Annotated in this window: 8 protein-coding genes; 1 reads left to right on the forward strand and 7 read right to left on the reverse strand. The window is 63.4% G+C overall.

What is annotated here, in order from left to right:
- Positions 1-124: 124 nt before the first annotated feature.
- The 6 genes from ACVWW6_RS33675 to ACVWW6_RS33700 form a co-directional block, all read right to left on the reverse strand.
- Entirely contained in the window at positions 125-1,750 is a 1,626-nt protein-coding gene (locus tag ACVWW6_RS33675; protein WP_456682183.1) for an FGGY-family carbohydrate kinase, read from the reverse strand.
- Positions 1,751-1,772: 22 nt separating this feature from the next.
- Positions 1,773-2,501 carry an SDR family oxidoreductase gene (locus tag ACVWW6_RS33680; protein WP_456682184.1) on the reverse strand — a complete coding sequence of 243 codons (729 nt, stop codon included), beginning with the start codon at positions 2,499-2,501 and terminating at the stop codon, positions 1,773-1,775.
- Between the two features lie 27 nt (positions 2,502-2,528).
- A complete protein-coding gene (locus ACVWW6_RS33685) occupies positions 2,529-3,785 on the reverse strand; it encodes a sugar ABC transporter permease (protein WP_028170794.1) in 1,257 nt (418 codons plus the stop codon).
- Positions 3,782-4,606: an ATP-binding cassette domain-containing protein gene (locus ACVWW6_RS33690; RefSeq protein WP_028170793.1), complete on the reverse strand. Its 825-nt coding sequence runs from the start codon at positions 4,604-4,606 to the stop codon at positions 3,782-3,784. Before ACVWW6_RS33690 ends, ACVWW6_RS33685 begins: the two co-directional genes overlap by 4 nt.
- Before the next feature lie 60 nt (positions 4,607-4,666).
- Entirely contained in the window at positions 4,667-5,740 is a 1,074-nt protein-coding gene (locus ACVWW6_RS33695; RefSeq protein WP_028170792.1) for an ABC transporter substrate-binding protein, read from the reverse strand.
- A 190-nt stretch (positions 5,741-5,930) separates the two neighbouring features.
- On the reverse strand, positions 5,931-6,815 hold the full coding sequence (locus ACVWW6_RS33700; RefSeq protein ID WP_456682185.1) for a helix-turn-helix domain-containing protein: 885 nt from the start codon (positions 6,813-6,815) through the stop codon (positions 5,931-5,933).
- Positions 6,816-8,124: 1,309 nt separating this feature from the next.
- On the opposite strand from ACVWW6_RS33700, the gene ACVWW6_RS33705 reads away from it, so the two are divergent.
- Positions 8,125-20,511 (forward strand): beta strand repeat-containing protein, encoded by a 12,387-nt coding sequence (locus ACVWW6_RS33705; protein WP_456682186.1) that lies wholly within the window; start codon positions 8,125-8,127, stop codon positions 20,509-20,511.
- Between the two features lie 551 nt (positions 20,512-21,062).
- Here the strand turns inward: ACVWW6_RS33705 and ACVWW6_RS33710 are convergent.
- Positions 21,063-21,278, reverse strand: a complete 216-nt coding sequence (locus ACVWW6_RS33710) for a hypothetical protein (RefSeq protein ID WP_161535439.1) — start codon at positions 21,276-21,278, stop codon at positions 21,063-21,065.
- Between the last annotated feature and the right edge of the window lie 244 nt (positions 21,279-21,522).

Genomic DNA, 21,522 nt, shown 5'->3' on the forward strand with positions numbered 1-21,522 from the left:
TATTTTTATAATGACATATGTGTGGAGATGATGAAAGAGGGTCGAATGTCCTCTCCAACGCAGGCCGCGCCCGACGTTGGATGCAAGCCGTGCCTGGGTACGCCCGGTCCAGCTGGCAATGGGGCTACGTAGCACTTCTTATGGCCCGACCGACCTTCTGCAGGGCCTCGAAGGCTCGAAAGCGCCGATCGGCCCAGTCTGCGAGAGCGGCCTGGGGTCGAGAGATGTCTCCCATAACCGACATCGCCTGCATCGCCTCGCCGAGATTGGCATGGTCGCCCGATGCAACTGATCCAAGCATCGCGGAGCCGAGCAGGACGGCCTCCGGGGATGCCGACGCAGCCACCGTCAAACCCGTCATATCGGCGAGGACTTGCCGCACAAGGCGGCTCTTTGCGGCGCCACCGCTGACCACGATCGTATCGACCGCGATGCCCTTGTCCTGCTGGGCACGAACGATCTGCCTGGCCCCGCAACCGAGACCGCACAGCCCGGCAAGATAAAGCGCCACCAGGCTCTCCAGATCCGAGCGCGTATCGAGCCCCGCAATCAGCGCACGCGCGTCAGGGTCCGCGAACGGCGCGCGATTGCCGAGGAATTCCGGGACGACATGAACCTCGCCGACCAATTGCGGAATCATTCCGTCACCGCCGCGGGATTCGGTTTCCGAAGCGAGCCAATCGGCAAGCGTCTGCTGCTTCTGGTTGGCAGCCTGCGTTGCTTGCGCGGAATGCGGATGCATCTGCAACAGATGCTCGATCGCTGCGCCAGCCGCCGACTGCCCGCCTTCATTGAGCCAAAGCCCCGGCACCATGGCAGAGTAATAGGGTCCCCAAACGCCGGGAACGAAGGACGGATCCGGCGTGGTCGTCATGGTACAGGCGGACGTTCCGAACACATAGGCCATGCGCGTCAGCACCGTGCCCGCTGGGCCGCGCGCACCCACCGTACCAACACCGCCGGCATGTGCATCGATGAGGCCGGCAGCGACCGGCGTACCCGTCGCGAGTCCGAGATCGGCCGCAGCCTCCGCCGTCAGGCCCGCCGCCAACCCCGTTCCGCCGGGCACGATCTCGGTGCCGATCCTGCGGAACTGCTCGTCCGCCAGCACGCCGAGGCCGACCCTGCGGAAGAATTGATCGTCCCATCGGTTTTCATGACCCATATAGGTCCACTTGCACGTCACGGTACAGATGGAGCGAGACAGGCTCCCCGTCGCACGCCAGGTGAGAAAATCGGTCAAGTCCATGAACTGCCACGCACGGGAAAACGTGTCGGGCATGTTTTCGGCGAGCCACAACAGTTTCGGCGTCTCCATCTCGGGCGAGATCGTTCCGCCGACATAGTCGAGAACCGCCTCGCCCGTCTGGTTGATCCGGCGCGCCTGATCGGCGGCGCGGTGATCCATCCATACGATGACGTTGCGAGCAGGATCGCCCGACAGGCCAACGGGCAGCGGCGCGCCCCCCTCGCCCAGCACCACCAGTGAGCAGGTAGCGTCGAAGCCGATGCCCACGATACTGTCCGGCGCAATGCCGGCCTGCGCCACCGCGCCGCGCACGCTGCGGCATACGGCTCGCCAGATGTCCTCGCTCGACTGCTCGACCACGTCGCCGGTCTCGCGCCAAAGCGCGACAGGCGCGCTATCACTCGCAAGGAGTCTGCCGGAGCGATCGAACACGCCGGCGCGGGCGCTGCCGGTGCCGACATCGATGCCGAGAAAACAGCGGTTACCGGATTGCTTGGTCATCTGGATCGCCGATCGGAAGCTGCTACAGGTCGTTGCTCTGCGGCAGAATGACGAGGTCGCGGATGGTGACGTTCCTCGGACGCGTCAACATGAAGAGCACCGCCTCTGCGACTTCCACCGGCTGCATCAAGCCACCGGCCGCCATCTCCTCCTCGATCTTCGCTTTGGGCCAGTCCTTGAGGAGTGCGGTCACGACCGGACCGGGCGCAACGGCACCGACGCGCAAGCCCTGTTTGGCGACCTGCCGGCGCAGGGTATGCACGAAGGCCTGCACCGCGTGCTTGGACGCGGTGTAGATCGGCTCCCAGACGACGGGGACGAGACCGGCGATCGAACTGGTGACGATGATGTCGCCGCTCTTGCGCTCGACCATATGCGGCAGCACCGCATGAATCGACCGGAACAGCGCATTGATGTTCAGATCGAGCATGCGGTCCCAGGCGTCGGGATCGCCGAGAAGGACCTCGCCGCCGACATAGGCGCCGGCATTGGCGTGGAAGATGTCCAGTTGGCCCGCCTTCTGCAGCACCTGCGGCATCATGGTTGCCACGCTCGCGGGATCCGTGAGGTCGATGCGCAGCGGGATCGCCTGCGCGCCCAGCTCGGCGCAGGCGAGGCTCAGCGCCTCCTCGGCCCGGTCGATCAGCACCACCCGCGCCCCTGCCGCGATCATTGTTCTGGCGCATTCGAGACCGATGCCCGACGCGGCGCCGGTGATCGCGGCAACTTTTCCTGCAAGTTCCTGGGCCAAGGCTTGTCCTTTTCTTGTGAGCGCTATTCAAGCTCGGCCATGGGAAAGGCGTGAGCGCCTTGCCAGCGAATCGACGATGACCGCAATGGCGAGGACGGCGCCCGTTATCATGTACCGTAGCGACGACGATAGATCGAGCAGCGTGAGACCGCTCGCGATGGACTGGATGACGATGACGCCGAGCAATGCGGAATAGGCGCTGCCGCGGCCGCCGAACAGGCTCGTGCCGCCGATGACCGCGGCTGCGATCGCATTCAGGTTCACATCCCCGGTCCCGGCCTGCTGGCTGGACGATGCCAGCCGCGCTGCGGCGAGAATTCCGCCGGCGGCTGCCAGCGTGGCGCACAACACGAACGCCGTCGCATAGACACGGCGGACGTTGATGCCGGCCCGGCGGGCCGCCTCGCGGTTACCGCCGACGGCAGACATCGAGCGGCCCCATTTGGTTCGAGTCAATGCGTAGTTCATGACCACGCACAAGCCGACGAACAGACCGAACATCCAGGGAATGCCGCGCCCGAGATTGAGATAATAGACGACGAATTCGAGCACGATGGTGACCAGCAGTGCCTTCAGCACCATGCGGCCCAGCGAGCTGGCCGATAGCCCCGCCGCCCGCCGGCGCGCGGCCGTCCGGAAGCCGGTCACGAACACGATCAGGCTCGCCACCGCCGCCAGCACATGGGATACGATCGGCGGCATCACGAGCATCTGCCCGAAATTCACCAACGGCGATCCATACGGAAGGTTGATCGAGCCGGAGGAGCCGAGCAGATAAAGCTGAAGCCCGAGCCACCCCAGCAGGCCGGCCAGCGTCGAGACGAAGCTCGGCATTCCCAGACGGTTGAACAGGAACGCATAGAGCGCACCGATGGCCGCGCCCAGCACCAACGCCGTGGCGATTGCCACGGCGACCGGCCAATCCTGACCGACCCAGAGCACGCCAACGAGCGCCGAAGCAAATCCGCTGACCGACCCCACCGACAGATCGATCTCGCCGACCATCAGGATACAGACAATGCCGAGAGCGATCACGCCCACTGTCGAGCAATCGAACAGCAGATTGACCAGATTGTTCGGCGCGAGAAATACAGGATTGAGGCTCTCGAACACCGTGCAGATGACGACGAGCCCGACGACCACCGGCAGCGAACCGAGGTCGCCCGACCGCACGCGGTCGACGAAAGCGCCGATGGCGCTTCCAAGCGTGTCCGCATGCTTGACCCGTTCGTCACTGCGGTCGAACAGCCGCCCCGTCGGAGCCTGTTGCGTGTCGTCGGTCATCGACCAAGCTCCGGCGACTGCTGGGCGTGGCGCCGGCTGGCGCGGCGCGAGACCGAATTTTCATCCGCACCGGTAATCGCGGTGACGAGATCCTGGTTGGACGCGCCGGGCTCGAACTCGCCGTTGTTGCGGCCGAGGCGCAGCACCACGATCCGGTCGGCGACCGCGCGGACATCCTCCATGTTGTGGCTGATCATGATGACGCCGAGACCGCGGGCGCGAACGCGTTCGACGAGGTCGAGCACCTCCGCGGTCTGGGCGACGCCAAGCGCGGCAGTCGGCTCGTCGAGCAGGATGAGCTTCGGCTCGGTCAACAGCGAACGCGCGATCGCCACGGTCTGGCGCTGGCCGCCGGACAGCGACGCAACGGGCTCACGCACGCTCGGGATCCGCGCCGACAATTCGTTGAGCAGCGTCCAGGCGCGGAGCTCCATGGAGACCTCGTCGAGCCGCACTGGATTGAGCTCGCGGCCGAGGAAGATATTTGCGACCACATCAAGATTCTCGCAGAGCGCCAGGTCCTGGAAAACGGTGGCGATGCCGAGGCCGAGTGCGGTGGATGGATCGGACAGGACGACATGTTCACCACGGAATGCGATCGTTCCTGAGGTGGGCTGATGCACGCCGGCCAGAATCTTCACGAGGGTGGATTTGCCAGCACCGTTGTCGCCCACGAGCGCCACGACCTCGCCGGCATGCACGTCGAGATCGACGTTGGTCAGGGCGGACACGGCGCCGAAATGCTTGGAGATTCCGCGAAGACTCAAGACGGGCTTGCGCAGCCCGTCCTGCGTGGGATCGACATCCGAGACCGTGGTCATGTGCCAGTCCGTCCTCTCGTCGCCTGTCCCGGCCGCCGCGCGCGGCCGGGACAGGCGCGGTTACTGCGTGATGCCAAGCTTCTTGCAGCCGGCGGCATATCGGCCGGTGCAGAGCTGATCGGCCGTCTGGATTTTCTTGTCGATGATCTCCGCCTTCAGGTTCTCCTGGGTGACGACCGCCGGCACGAACAGCTTCGATGGCGCATTGAAGAGCGTGGTTTCCGCCTTGGGCGTCTCGCCGGAGAGGAACCTCACCGCCGCCTGGGCGGCCGCAGCGGCCACGATCTCGCTGGGCTTGGAGATCGTGTTGTACTGATCGCCGGAGATGACGAGCTGAAGCGCGGCGATCGTCGCATCGTTGCCCGTCACCGGCGGCACTGGATCGATGCCTGCGGCCTTGAAGGCGGCAATTGCGCCACCGCCGGTGCCGTCATTGGCGGCCACGACGCCGAGGATCTTCTTGCCAAAGCGGGTGACCTGGCCGCTAGCCCATTGCTGCGCCTTCGGCGGCGCCCAGTCCGGCGTGTCGTATTCGGCCAGAATGGGATAGCCGCTCTTGTCGAGACCGGCGTGAATGCCCTTCTTTATGAGTCCGGCGGCGGCATCGGTCGGCGATCCATTGATTTCAAGCACGCCCTCGCCCTCCTTCGCCGTGACGTTGGCGGCCTTGAGATGCTTGACGAGCGATTCGGAGATGGCCTTGCCAATGGCTTCGTTGTCGAAGGACACGTAGAAATCGACCTTGGCGTCGGGGACCGGCCGGTCATAGGCGATGACCTTGATGCCCTGCGACTGTGCCATCTTGACCAAGGACGCTGCAGCGGTGGAGTCGACGGGGTCGAGCACGATGACCTTGGCGCCCTGCGAGATCGCCGCGTTGAACTGCTGTTGCTGCCGCGCGGCATCGGCACTGGCGTTCTGGTAGATCACCTTGCAGCTCTCGCAGAGCTTCTTCATCTCTGCGGCAAAGCCCGGATAATCGTGTTGTTCGTAGCGGGTCGAGGCCTGGTCCGGCATCAGGAAGGCAACAGTTCCGTCCTTTACCTCGGCGGCCTGCGAGTGCATCGCCGTGGTGCCGAGCAGCGAGAGGGCCAGGGCCAGCCTGCCCGCATGTTTCGGGGAGAAGCTTTTCATTCGGACTTTCCTTTCCAGAACTGGAGTGACGTGGTTGATCTTTGGAGATGCGTGCTTCCGTCGCGGTCGGTGATTGAGTGCCGGTGCTGCGCGGCGAATTCCTGGACAAGCGATTCCTGTCGCGGGCTGCCATCGGCATGCCCACGTCATTCTTCCCGGTGTGGTCGTCCTCCTTTGCTATTTTCGCCGGCTAGGCCGCGCGGGCCGTATTGCTGTTTTGCGCGAGCAATCGCCTGAACCGCGAAGGCGGCATGCCTTTCTCGGCCAAGAACTGCCGGTTGAAATTGGAGAGATTGTTGAAGCCGACCTCGAAGCAGATGTCGGTGATGGACGCCTGCTCGTCGCTCATCAGGATCTGACAGGCGAGATTGATGCGGAGCCGCTTGACGTATTGCACCAGCGACATGCCGGTGTGCCGGCGGAAGGAACGCGAGAACGCGCTTTGCGACTGGCCTGCGATCGCCGCGAGCTCAGCTTCACCGAAAGGCTGCGTCAGGTTCTGCCGGATGAAGGCGAGCGCCTTGTTCATCCCTGCGGACATGTATCCCGAGGGGTCAGGCAAATAGTTCGGGCTGGAGAGCGGACGCGCGCGTCGGGCGCGGGAGAGCGTTCCCAGGATCATCAGGAACAGCTCGATCCGGCGCACACCGTTCGCCGCCGCGATCTCCTCCATCAGCGGAGCAATCTTGTCGCTGGTGCTGCGGGTGAAGAGCGCGCCGCGCCGCGAGAATTCCAGCAGCGCAGCAAGGCCCGAGAGCTCGGGCATGACCTTCGTGAGGTCGCCGATGAATTCCTCGCTGAACTGCAGGATGCGTCCGCGCAGCGGGATGGTGCTCCCCGGCGGCAGATCGCTCACCCAATTGTGCGGCAGGTTGGGGCCGGTCAGCACGAGATTGCCCGGCTCGAACTCGCCGATGAAGTCGCCGACGAAATACCGACCGCTGGTTGCCACGACCTGGTGCAGCTCGTATTCAGGGTGGAAATGCCAACGGACCGTGTGGAATGGGTAGCCGTGCGACCACGCCTTGAACGATTCGCCGCGCCGTATCTGGACAACTTCCAGGTCCGGTTCCATATCCGCTCCCTTCGGGCCGGTGCGGTTTTTGATGATCCGCCCCTGTCCCCTTATCGGCTGAATTGCTCAGCGCTTCCTCTCATTAGGGATCGTAGCGACCGGTATCCGGGCCCGCCACCACGATTTCAATATGCAACCGATACTTTTTTGATGTGCAGCACACGGCCCCGTAACCGGGGGGCCACACTCTCCGCGAAACGGCGCCCCACACGCACGGCGTTGCGCACAGCAGGTCACGATTGCGCGGAAGGCCTCCGGTGATTGAGGCTGATGTTGCCACTCGCGTTCAACCCACGGAATGAGCTGCGACGACCGCGGCCCTGCTCTTCAAAACGTACGCCCACAATGATCATGACTGGATTTTTATGGATCTCTCGGTGCACACGCCGCGCACACGCAGCTATCTAACCAATTGAAAACCCTAAACTCTCGCTCCAATCCATCATGGGCGAGTTTGAGCTAACTCCAGCAATCTATGACCTATTGGGGCCAATCATAGCAAGGTTCGTCCTACCAAAGACAATGCAGAAGACCGTCTTTCACCCTTGCCCCATGAGCCCACCGTGAAATGTCCAGGAGCGCCGAAAACATCCGGCTGCGCATTCATCGACGTCAGCAACGCCCGATGCCACATGACATTGCGCGGCAAATTCGAAGAGCCCGCCGGCGAAGACCAAGGGTGGTCTCAGCAAGGCACAGCTGAGGAAGAGCGAGGCGCAGCATCGCAGCCACTGCGAGCAAAAGCAGTGGGCTAAGATTGCCCCGTTTGGGTCATGTCGGAAATGGCCGGTGCTATGTGGATGGCTTGTGCGGTGACCATAAGAGCCTCCATTTCTTTGATTTCATCGCCGGACGGTCAGCAACATTTGCGAAGTGTCAATCGCATCTGAGCAGCCAACTGGCGATCCGTCTTCGCATTGAAATTTCCTTTGTGTGCAATCGGGCACGTCGTAGAACAGGCGCCAACTGAGGATGTTTCGCGATGCGAATTCTCTTTTGAGTTGATATGACATACGTCCGCATCGAAGTTTCTGCGGTCATACAAGGGCGTACGCCATGCTCGCGTGATGCAACCGAGGGCTGTTTGTTCGATGGTGCAGTGCGCTCCTGTTAAGTTTCAGTACGTAGTTTTCCCTATTTTCTGTTTCCAGCTTGACGCACTTCGCATTCTCAGAAACATTCTCCAAAATTTTGCAGATCGCCAAACGCTTTTACTTCCATCCAACCGACGCAACATTTGAGCGCCGACACTGACAAAGCCAACCGGGTTTGGACAGCTAACCAATAAATTTTGGGGAGGGGCACAGCCATGTCAAATTCAGCCGCGATCATCGGTACGCCGACGAATTCGACCGTCACCGAAGACACCAATCTGCAGACGCTGGTTGCGGCGGGATCGATTTCGATTTCGGATGCCAATGCCGGGCAGGCGGCTTTCAAGACGACGGTCATCGCCGCTTCAGGCGATCTCGGCACCCTCACCATCGCTGCCAACGGTTCCTACGTCTACTCGGTAGCAGACAGCAAGGTGCAGTATCTCGGCGCCGGCGACACCAAGGTCGATAGCTTCACGGTCACCTCGCTCGACGGCACCCAGAAGCAGGTGGCCTTCACCATCTACGGCGTCAATGACACCGCCATCATCGGCACGCCGACCGTCGTCGACGTGGTGGAAGATGCCACCAGCCCCACCCTCAAGGCGACCGGCACGCTCTCGATTTCGGATGCCGATCAGGGCGAGGCCGCGTTCAAGACCGCCGTAATCTCGGCGTCAGGCAACCTCGGCAATTTGGTCCTGCAGAGCAACGGCAGCTACAGCTATTCGGTCGCCGACAGCGCGGTGCAATATCTCGGAGCCGGCCAGGTCAAGACCGATGTCTTCACGGTCACCGCGCTCGACGGCACCACCAAGCAGATCACCTTCAACATCCACGGCACCAACGACGCAGCCGTGATCGGAACGCCGACCCAGCACGACGTGGTCGAGGATGCCAGCCAGCCTACCCTGTCGGTTTCAGGGTCGATCTCGATCTCGGATGCCGACCAGGGTCAGGCCGCCTTCAAGACGACGGTGACGTCGGCCGCTGGTACGCTCGGCAACTTCGTCCTTGCAGCCAATGGCACCTATACTTACTCCGTCGCCGACAGCGCCGTGCAATATCTCGGCGCGGGACAGACCAAGGTCGATACCTTCACGGTCACCTCGCTCGACGGCACCACCAAACAGGTGTCCTTCACCATCCATGGCGTCAACGACGCCGCGATCATCGGCACGCCGACCGTGCACGATGTGACCGAGGACGCCACCAACCCGATCCTCTACGCGGTCGGCACCGTCTCGATCACCGACGCCGACCAGGGCGAGGCCGCATTCCAGCCGGCGCTGCTGGCCGGCAGCGGCAATCTCGGCGTGCTGATCATCGGCAGCGACGGCGCCTACATCTACGCCGTGCTCGACAGCGCGGTGCAGTATCTCGGCGCCGGCGATACCAAGGTCGATACCTTTACCCTGACGGCACTCGACGGCACCACCAAGCAGGTGTCGTTCACTATCCACGGGGCCAACGACGCCGCCATCATCGGCACGCCGACCGTGCATGACGTGACCGAAGATGCCAATCCCACCACGCTGACCGCCTCCGGCACCATTTCGATCTCCGACGCCGATCAGAACCAGTCCACCTTCAAGACCACCGTGACGGCCGCGGCGGGCACGCTTGGCGCACTCTCGATCGCGACCAACGGCGCCTACACCTATTCGGTTGACGATTCCAAGGTGCAGTATCTCGGCGCCGGGCAGACCAAGACCGAGACCTTCACGGTGACCGCCTACGACGGCACCCAGAAGCAGGTGTCCTTCACCATCCACGGCATCAACGATGCCGCAGTCATTGGCACTCCCAGCGTGCACGATGTCTATTCCGACCCGACCAAGTCCAGCTTGACCGCGACCGGCTCGATCTCGATCTCGGACGCCGATCAAGGCGAAGGAGCGTTCAAAACCACGGTGGTTTCGGCGGCGGGAAATTCCGGGCATCTGACGCTCGCGGCCGACGGCAGCTACACCTATTCCGTTGCGGAAAGCGTGGCGGCCCAGCTCGGCACCGGCGCTTCGAAGGTCGATGTCTTCACGGTCACCTCGCTCGACGGCACCACCAAGCAGGTCTCGTTCACCATTCACGGCGGGACCCCGGCGAACACGCCGGCAACGATCGGCGATCCCACCAACGCCAGCGTGACCGAGGACGTCGGCGGCAGCACGCTGACGGCATCCGGCACCATTTCGATCAGCGATCCCGACGCCGGCCAGGCCGCGTTCCAGACCACCGTTGCCCCGGGAGCCGGCAATATCGGCACGCTGTCGCTACAGAGCAACGGCAGCTACACCTACTCGGTCCTCGACAGCGCCGTGCAATATCTCGGCGCCGCTGACAGCAAGGTCGACACCTTCACCGTCAAATCGGTCGACGGCACGTCGAAGGTCGTCTCCTTCACGATCCATGGTGCCAACGACGCCGCCGCCATCGGCGATCCGCAAACCCACGACGTCACGGAAGACAGCGGCGTTCAGCCCTTCGGCAACCTCGTCGCGTCAGGCCAGTTGACGGTGGTCGATCCGGACCAGAACCAGTCCTGGTTCCAGCCCGGCACCATCACGGGCGCCGGTAATCTCGGCACCCTGACGCTGGCGGCCGACGGCACCTACACCTACGCGGTTGCCGACAGCGCCGTGCAATATCTCGGCGCCGCTGACAGCAAGGTCGACACCTTCACCGTCAAATCGGTCGACGGCACGTCAAAGGTCGTCTCCTTCACGATCCATGGCGCCAACGACGCCGCCGCCATCGGCGATCCGCAAACCCACGACGTCACGGAAGACAGCGGCGTTCAGCCCTCCGGCAACCTCGTCGCGTCAGGCCAGTTGACGGTGGTCGATCCGGACCAGAACCAGTCCTCGTTCCAGCCCGGCACCATCACGGGCGCCGGCAATCTCGGCACCCTGACACTGGCGGCCGACGGCACCTACACCTACGCGGTTGCGAATTCCGCGACCCAGTCGCTCGCGGCTGGCGATACCCATATCGACAATTTCACCGTTCATTCGTCTGACGGCACCGCCAAGGTGATTTCGTTCAGCGTTCACGGCACCAACGATGCGGCCACCATCGGCGATCCGCAGGCGCACGACGTCACCGAAGACGCAACGACGCCGACCCTGTCGGTGTCGGGCCAGTTGACGGTGAGCGATGCGGATCACGATCAGTCCGCCTTCGCCACCAATGTGGTATCGGCTGCGGGCAATCTCGGCCAGCTCACCATCACCGCCGACGGCCATTACACCTACAGCGTCAATAACGCTGCGGTGCAGGGCCTCGCGGCGGACGAGGTCCGGATCGAGACCTTCACCGTCTCCTCCGTCGACGGCACGCAAAAGCCTGTTGCGTTCACGATCCACGGCACCCAGGACGCCCCTGCCCTGCAAATCGCAACCGCCTCGGGCGCCGACGACGCCCCGATTTCGCTCTCCATTGCGGCCCATCTGGTCGACGATAGCGGCACGCTGGCGCCGATCGTCATCACCGGCATTCCGTCCGGCTATACGCTCAACCACGGCACCTTCTTCGACGGCGACGGCCACTGGGAGGTGCCCTCCGACGCCGCCACGCTGGCGACGCTTGCACTGATCCCCGGAGCCGACGCGCACCAGGACACGTTGGTGCTCAACGTCTCGGTCGCATCGATCGAAAACGGCCAACAGGCCTTCGCCTCGGGCCTGATGACGGTCAACGTCTCGGCAAGTCAGAGCGACTCCAGCGCCCGCGCGGTCGACGGCTACGTCGCCGGCGCGTTCGTGTTCGCAGACGCCAATGGCAACGGCACCTACGACACGGGTGAGGCTTCGGCCGTCACCAATGCCGATGGCAGCTTCACCCTGCACAACCCCCACGGCACCCTCATCATGTCCGGCGGGACCGACATTTCCACCGGGCTCGCCTTCTCGGGCACGCTCAAGGCGCCGGAGGGATCTACGGTCGTCACGCCGCTGACCACCCTGATCACGACCATCGCCGCGACCGGAGTCTCGACGGCCGATGCGACCAACCAGGTCGCAACCGCCTTCGGGATCGACCCGACCCATATCGACATCACGACCTTCGATCCGGTCCCCGCCGCCGTCTCCGGCGACACGGCAGCGACCGCCGTGCTGTCGGCCGGCGTCCAGGTGCAGAGCACGATTGCGCAGATGTCCGCCGTCGGCGTTTCGTCGACGGATGTGGTCGCTGCGATCGCGGACGCCATCGCCAACCCCGGCAGCGTAACGCTCAATCCCGGCGAAACCATCCTGACCTCGAGCGCATCGGTCCAGTCGATCGCGACCAGCGCGGGCGTCAGCTCCGACGCCCTGACGACCGTGACCAGCGTAGTCCAGGCCGCCAACGCCAGCATCCAGGGCGCCCAGGACGTCACCACCATCGCCCAGGCGGCCCAGGTCGCCCAGGGCGACGCAACAGCCTCGCTCGCGGCCATCACCAACTTCGCCGACCCCAACCAAACCTCCGCGGTGACCCAGACCTATGTCGACAATCTGTCGACCCAGGTGAGCCAGGCGGTGGTCGCCAGTCCAGCCGGCCCCGTCCTCGGCACGTCGGGCAATGACGTCCTGACCGGAACGGCAGCCATCGACACCATCGACGGACGCGAAGGCAACGACCAGATCTCGGGCGGCGACGGTGCCGATCTGCTGTTCGGCGGAGCCGGCAACGACCGGATCGCCGGCAATGCCGGTAACGATCATATCGATGGCGGCGCTGGTTTCGATCGCGCGCTCTACACCGATGCGACCGGCGGCGTCACCATCAACATGGCCGCCGGCACCGCGTCGGGCGCGGGCGTCGACAGCGACACGCTCGTCAACATCGAAGGCATCGTCGGCAGTGCCTTCGCCGACACCTATGATGCGACCGGATTCACCGGGGTCTCCGGCATCCCGGGCTCCCCGATCGGCTACAACGAATTCGAGGGCGGCGGCGGCGACGATAGCATCACCGGCACCGTCAACGCCGAGGGCGCCTTCCTGACGCGGGTCTCCTATGTGAGCGCCACCGCCGGCGTGACCGTCGACCTCGCCGCCGGCACCGCCGACGGCGACGCGTCCGTCGGGCACGACACGTTCCACGGAGGCATCCAGTCGGTCTGGGGCTCGAGCCACGACGACATCTTGCGCGGCAGCAATAACGGCTTCGGCACCGTCGAAGTGTTCTCGGGCTTCGCCGGTAACGACACGTTCGACGGCCGCGGCGGCTTCGACCGCGCCGACTACAACCAGGATCCGACCACGACATCGGGCATCACGGTCCACCTGGCCGCCGGCACCGTCACGGGCGACGCCTCCGTCGGGACCGACACCCTGATCTCGATCGAAGCGGTCCGGGGTACCAATTTCGCCGACACCTATGACGCTACCGGGTTCTCCGGGACCAGCATCAATGCCGGATCGAACGGGACGTTCAACGAATTCACCGGTGGTGGCGGCAACGACACCATCATCGGCAACGGCAACACCCGCATCAGCTTCAACAATGCGACCGCCGGCGTGAGCGTGGACCTGCAAACCGGCGCGACGCCGGGCACGGGCACCGCCACCGGAGACGCCTCGGTCGGCACCGACACCTTCAGCGGCGTGAACGCTGTGCAGGGATCGATGTTCGACGACACGATCTACGGCAGCAACAACACGGCCGTGACCGAGACCTTCACCGGCAATGCCGGTAACGACTATATCGACGGCCGCGGCGGCTTCGACATCGCCAGCTACAACAACATCTACCTGTCGACCGGCAGCATCGCCATCAACATGGCGGCCGGCATCGTCGTCGGCGATTCCTCGATCGGCACCGATACGCTGCGCTCGATCGAGGGCATCCAGGGCACGGTGAACGCCGACACCTACAACGCGACCGGGTACGGAGCGGCCGGCGCGTTCAACGTCGGCAACAACGGCACATTCAACCAGTTCGAGGGCTTGGGCGGCAACGACATCATCACCGGCAACGGCAATACCCGCGTGATCTACGCCAATGCCACGGCGGCGGTCACGGTGGACCTGTCGCTCGGCACGGCTCACGGGACCGCGGCGGGCGATCTGGCGGCGATCGGGACTGACAGCTTCACCGGCGTCTTCAGCGTAACCGGCTCGGCCTTCGCCGACACCCTGATCGGCAGCGCCGGCAGCGACATGTTCGTCGGCAACGGCGGCAACGACCAGATCAACGGCGGTGCCGGCGGCGACATCGCCATCTATTCCGGAACCAAGACTCAGTATTCGATTTCGACCGACGGCGCCGGCCACGCCACGGTGACCGACAACGTCGCCGGACGCGACGGCACGGATACGCTGACCAACGTCGAAGCGTTGCAATTCACCAACGGCACCGTCCTGATCACGTCGGGCAGCGCCGCGAACCCCGTCGACCTCTCCGACATCAGGCTGTACTTCAACGCGGCCACCAATCCGTTCACGTCGGCGACCGGATCGGCCGACGATTACGTCAAGATCAACCAGGGCCTGTCGGGCCACCTCGTCGACCTCGGCGCCGGCGCGAACGACACCGTGATCCTCGGCGTCACCGGCGGCTACAACCTCAACCTCGCCAATGTCGAGTATCTCGTCGGTACCGCCGGCGACGATTTCGTCGGCTTCGCCTCCAACGTCAACGGCCTGACCATCGACATGGGTGGCGGCAACGACACCGTCAATCTGGCCAATGGCTCGAACTCCGTCAGCGCGAGCAATATCGAGAACCTGAACGGGAGCGACTTCGCGACCGGCAGCCTCTCCAACGACACGCTGAGCCTGCTCAACAATGTAACTGGACTGTCGGTCAACCTCGCCAACGGCATCAACACGCTGAACCTCGCCGCCGGCGCCAACGCCTTCGTCAACATCTTCAGCGTCGATACCATCAACGGTACGGCTTCCGACGATTCCTTGTCGATCGCCAACGGCCTATACTCGCCGAACAACGATGTATCGATCGATCTCGGCGCCGGCAACGACACGCTGACGGTCAGCTCGCAATTTGGAGGCTTCGCGCTCCACAATGTCGAGCATATGGTCGTCACGTCGGCCAATGCCTTCTACACCCTGACCAACGACCAGAGCGGCCTCGCCATCGACTTCGGCGGCGGCAATTCGGGCCTGCAAATCGCGGCTGGAAGCAACAGCCTCGCGCTGACCGGCCTCCAGAACGTTGGCACCGGCGACTATATCGGCGGCACAGGCTCCGCCGCGTCCGACGACACGCTGACGCTGCTGAATGATGTCAGCAACCTGACCGTCAATCTGCAAGAGGGCAACAACACCCTGAACCTTGCGGCCGGGACCAATTCGATCACCGCCTTCAACGTCCAGCACATCTACGGCACGGCGTCGGACGACGTCCTGACCATGCTGAACGACGCCGGCGGCGACACCATCGACCTCGGTGCCGGCAACGACACGCTGAATCTGACCGGCTTCACCGGTGGTGTCACCGTCGCCAATGTCGAACACGTCAACGGCAGCAGCCAGACCGACTTCATCACCATCGCCAACGCGTCAGGCACCACGACCGTGACCGGCGGCGTTGGCAGCGACGTCATCACGGCGAGCGCCGCGACCGACATTATCCGCTACACCGATGCATCCGATTCCTCCACGATGACCGGCGAGGACACGATCAACAATTTCGATGCCGCGCACGACCAGTTCCTGCTGGACGGCGTCGCAGGTCTCGCAGGCTCGGTGCACTTCATGGCATCGGGCGTGCTCGACGGCTCGCCCGCGACACCGCATACCGAGGCGATCCTCGCCAATGTCGGCGGCCAGACCCAGCTCCAGATCGACGTCGACGGCAACGGCACGATCGACGGCAGCGACATCGTGGTCGTCATGAACGGCCTCACCGGCTCGCTAAGCGATGCCAACTTCGCGGTGATCGCGCCGAACCACGCACCGACCGACATCGCGATTTCCAACGCGACCGTTGCGGAGAACAGCCCCGCCAGCACCGTCGTCGGCACGCTGTCGGACACCGACCCGGACGCCGGCGACGGCGCCGCCTTCACGCTGACGAACAGCGCAGGCGGCCTGTTCGCGATCTCGAACGGCAACCTCGTGACCACGGCACCGCTCGACTTCGAGCAGGCGGCCTCCTATCAGGTCGTCGTGCAGGTCGCCGATACCGCGGGTGCCACCTTCAGCAAGACGCTTCAGATCGGCGTCACCAATGTGAACGAGGCTCCGACCGACGTCACCCTGACGAACGCGTCCGTTCTGGAGAATTCGCCCGCCGGCACCATCGTCGGTAGCCTCGCGGCAATCGATCCGGATGCGAACGATTCTGCCACCTTCACCCTGCCGAATGATGCCGGCGGCCTGTTCGCCATCGCCAACGGCAATATCGTCACCACTGCCCCGCTCGACTACGAACAGGCAGCCTCGCACCTGGTCACCGTCCGCGCCACCGATGCCGGTGGGCTGTCCTTCGACAAGACCTTCACCATCGCCACTGGCAACGTCAACGAGGCGCCGACCGCCGTGCTGCTGTCCAACGCCTCGGTTGCGGAGAACAGCGCGGCCGGCGCCGTCGTCGGCGCCCTGTCGGCGATCGATCCGGATGCGGGCGACAGCGCCACCTTCACGCTCACGGACAATGCCGGCGGCCTGTTCGCGATCTCGAACGGCAATCTGGTCACCACCGCCGTGCTCGACTTCGAGCAGGCGGCCTCCCACCAGGTCACGATCCGTGCCACCGATTCCGGCGGATTGTCCCACGACACGACGTTCATCATCGCGACGACCAACGTCAACGAGGCGCCGACCGCCATTTCACTGTCCAACGCCGCCGTGCCGCAGGGAACGGCCAACGGCACGGTTGTCGGCACACTCTCGGGGGTCGACCCGGATGTGGGCGATAGTGCAACGTTCTCGCTGCTCGACAATGCCGGGGGCCAGTTTGCGGTCAGCGGCAACAGTCTGGTGGTTGCGGGCGCACTGTCCGCTGGCCCACAGCAGGTGGTCGTGCGCGACACCGATTCCGGAGGGCTCACCTTCGACAAAACCATCACGATCAGCGTCACGACGGGCGCACTCGTCGTCGGAGATGCCAGCAACAATAATCTGGTTGGCACGGCCGGCGACGACACCATCCAGGGCCTTGGCGGCAACGACAAGCTACAGGGGCTCGGCGGCAACGATACGCTGGACGGCGGCCAGGGCTTCGATCGCGCGATCTATACCGACGCCACCAGCGCCATCACCGTCAACCTTGCCGCGGGTACGGTGACCGGCGGATCAGGCTCGGACACGCTAGTCAACATCGAGGCCATCGTCGGCAGCGACTTCGCTGACACGATCAATACGTCCGGGTTCCTCGGCGACAGCGGTATTGCGGGAAATCCGCTCGGCCTCAACGAGATCGAAGGCCGCGGCGGCAACGACACCATTATCAGCGATGCCAACAGCCAGGGGGCGCCGATGACGCGCCTCTCCTATGTCAGCGCAGCCGCAGCCGTGACGGTCGACCTCGCGGCCGGAACCGCCCACGGCACCGCCGCAGGCGATACGGCGAATGTCGGCACCGATACCCTCGTCGGATCGGGCTTTGCTGCCGTGATCGGCTCCGCCTTCGCCGACACCCTCCTCGGCAGCAACAACGCCAGCGGCACGGTCGAGATATTCGACGGCCGCGGCGGCAACGACACGCTCAATGGGCGCGGTGGTTTCGACCGCGCCGACTATGCGCTCGACCCGGCAACGGCGTCCGGTATCACGGCCAACATGGCAGCCGGAACCGTGACCGGAGACTCCACGATCGGGACAGATACGCTCGTTTCCATCGAATCCATCCGCGGCACCAATTTCGTCGACACGTACAATGCCGTCGGCTTCTCGGGATCCGGTGTCAATCCCGGCTCCAACGGTACTTTCAACGAATTCAACGGCATGGGCGGCAACGACAGCATCACGGGCAACGGCAACACGCGCCTTGCCTTCGTCAACGCCACCGGCGGAGTGACGGTCGACATCGCGGCCGGAACCGACTCGGGTGACGCCTCGACCGGCAGCGACACCTTCTCCGGCGTCAACGCCATCCAGGCTTCGATGTTCGACGACACCCTGCTCGGCAGCAACAACGCCACCGGTACCGAAACCTTCACCGGTCTCGCCGGCAACGACTACATCGATGGCCGCGGCGGCTTCGACCTCGCGAGCTACAACAACATCTACTTCTCGACTGGTCCGGTGACCGTCAATATGGGCGCGGGAACAGCCACGGGCGATGCGTCCATCGGTAACGACACGCTGCGTTCGATCGAAGCGATCCAGGGCACCAATTTCAACGATTCATACGACGCCAGCACATTCGGCACCGCCGGAGCCCTCAATATCGGCAACAACGGCACGTTCAACCAGTTCGAAGGTCTCGGCGGTAACGACACCATCGTGGGTAACGGCAACACCCGGGTGATCTACAGCAGCGCTGCTGCCGGGGTGACGATCCACCTCGCCGCCGGCACTGCGACGGGAGATGCCTCCGTCGGAACCGATACCTTCTCCGGCGTCAACAGCGCGACCGGAAGCCAATTGGCCGACACCTACGACGCGACCGGATTCACCGATAGTGGCACCTTCAATAGCGGCACCTTCAACCTGTTCGAGGGCCTCGGCGGTAACGACACCATCACCGGCAACGGTAACACACGCATCGCCTATGCGCAGGCGGCGGCCGCCGTGACGGTCGACCTGTCGCTCGGGACCGCACATGGCACGGCCGGCGGCGATCTCGCCAATGTCGGTACCGACACCATCACCGGCGGCGTCAATTCCGTCCAGGGATCGAACTTCAACGACACCCTGATCGGCGGCGGCGGCAATGAGTTGTTCTTCGGCGGCGGCGGTAGCGACACGATCAATGCCGGCGGCGGCAACGACCAGATCACCGGCCAGGCCGGCGCCGACACGATCGATGGTGGTGCCGGAACCGACATGGCCATCTATACCGGTCCCTCCTCGGCCTACACCATCACGACCCTCGCAGGCGGACAGATCCAGGTCGCGGATTCCAATTCCGCCCGGGACGGCACCGACGTTCTCACCAATGTCGAGGTTCTCCAGTTTAGCGACGTCACCACCCTGCTCGCCTCGGGGACAGCAGCCAACCCGATCGACATCTCGAGCATGGGCCTCGGAGCCAACGGCAACGCTCTCCACGGAACGGCAGGCGACGATTACCTTATGGTTGGAGGCAGCAGCTTCGGGCATCCGATCGATCTCGGCGCTGGCAACGACACCGTGATCCTGGCGACCGGTGGCGCCTCACTCACCTTGACCAACGTCGAAAACGTCCTCGGCAGCAGCGGCGACGACTTCATCAGCCTGACCAACAACGCCAACGGATTGTCGATCGATGGCGGCGCGGGCAACGACTTTGTCAGTCTCGCCAACGGCCTCAACTCACTCACCGTCCACAACGTAGAAAACGTGAACGGCAGCGATTTCTCCGGTAGCTCGGACGATACGCTGACGCTGCTGAACGACGTCACCGGCGTTTCGGTTAACCTGGGCAACGGCAACAACACGCTGAATCTCGCCGCAGGCGCCAACTCGCTGGTCGACATCTTCAATGTCCAGCACATCAACGGAACGTCATCCGATGACGTGCTGACGGTGACTGACGGCGTCTTCGGGCCGAACAACAATTCGATCATCGATCTCGGTGCGGGTGACAATACTCTGAACTTCAGCTCTGGCGGCCTATCGCTGACCGTGTTGAACATCCAGCACATCAACGGCAACGCGCTGGACGACTTCGTGCAGCTCAACAACGATGTGTCGGGCATCGCCATCGATCTCGGCGGCGGTAACGACACGCTCATACTGGCTAGCGGCACCAACTCCGTTGCGGTCAGCAACGTCGAATCCATCAGCAGCAACGACTTCTCGGGCGCGCCGTCCGACGACACACTGACATTGCTGAACGACGTCACCGGCGTCTCGGTTAACCTCGCACAGGGCAACAACACGCTGAACCTCGCCGCCGGCGTCAACTCGCTCGACAGCTTGTTCAATATGGCGCAGCTGAACGGAAGCGCTTCCGACGACACGCTGACCGTGACGCAACAGTCGTTCGGAACGGTGTTCGACATGGGCGCCGGCAACGACACCATCAACTTCCAATCGACCGCTGGCGGCGTCACGGTCGTCAATACCGAGACCGTCAACGGCAGCGCCGGCAACGACTTCATCACCATCGGCACCGGCGCGACCGCCACGACGATAACCGGCGGGGCCGGCGCCGACATGATCACCGTCGGGTCCTCGGCCGTGAACTTCAACTTCAACGCCGTCGGCGACTCGCAGACCGGCAATGGCGATACCATCGTCAATTTCGATGCAACCAGCGACACGTTCACGTTCAAGAACATGACCGGGCCGAATGGATTCACCGGAGCGGTTCACTTCGTCGGCACCGGGACGTTCGACGGAACGGCGCAAGCTCCGCAATCCGAGGCGCGCGTCGACAATGCAAGCGGGAATGCAACCCTTCAGATCGACGTCAATGGCGACGGCGTGTTGGATGCAAACGATGTCGAGATCCACCTGACCAACTACGTCGGAACGCTGCACGATTCGAACTTCATCCTGGCCTAGGGGACCGCACCCTGCCCACACCTGATGTGCCTCGCCGAAATGCGGGCCGCGTAGAGATCGACGATGATCCGTCCTGCGGTTGCGCGGGAGGGTCAACGAACTCCGCGCTTCATTGATAAACTGCCTCCCTGCGCCCACCCATTGCGCAGCGGTTTCCAGCGCCTTAAGACGTCTGCGCTCATATGCTGTCGTAAGATTTTTCTAGATCTCCCGGTGCACGTCGTGCACACGCCGGCGTCTAACCAATTGTAAAACTTGAACTCTCGTTCCAATCCATCATCGGCGCGTTGGCAAATTTGCGGTCCAAGCTATTCATCTTATTGAGGTATTTTAACTCCGATCAGCCCTTTATGTGATTGGACCGACTGAGAATTCTCGTTTGACGAGGCTTCCGTAGATTGGCTCTTCTAGGACGATATCTGCTTGAATTGGAAGCGGAAATCGCCTCTTCGGATTATCAGTGCACACGTCGCGTGCGCGGGAGCGGGAGTGCACACGTCACCCGAATGGCGTATGTCAGAGATCCTGGAGAGCGATGGCTTCGGTTATACTCATTCAGCGATGTGAGTATAAATCGCATGCATATGCTGCGCCCATTCAATCGCAGGCCATTCATTGACCGGCCAAACCCGGATTTTCGCCCCGATATTTGACCGCTGGCACGCTAATGCTAATGAAACACCGTTATGCGCCGAATGAATACGAACGAACTCGAAAGGCAGGCAAAGGGGGTGGCCGCCCTGATGCGCATGCTTGCCAATGAGCATCGTCTGCTCATCGTCTGCAAGCTCGTCGAATATGGCGAAATCAGCGCTACAAGTTCAACTGGGAGAGGCCGTTCCTCGACGGCGGCAAGAATTCCTATTTCGAGAACTCCTTCGTCAACATCGAGACCATCATGAAGCGGCTGGGCCAGGAGCACGGCGTGCGCTTCGCGTTCGAGTGCTACGACCTCGGAGCAGCGCTTTGAGGATGGCAAGCTGCACACCGTCAGAGAGGCCGGCATCGTTT

The organism is Bradyrhizobium sp. USDA 3311 (assembly GCF_054062495.1).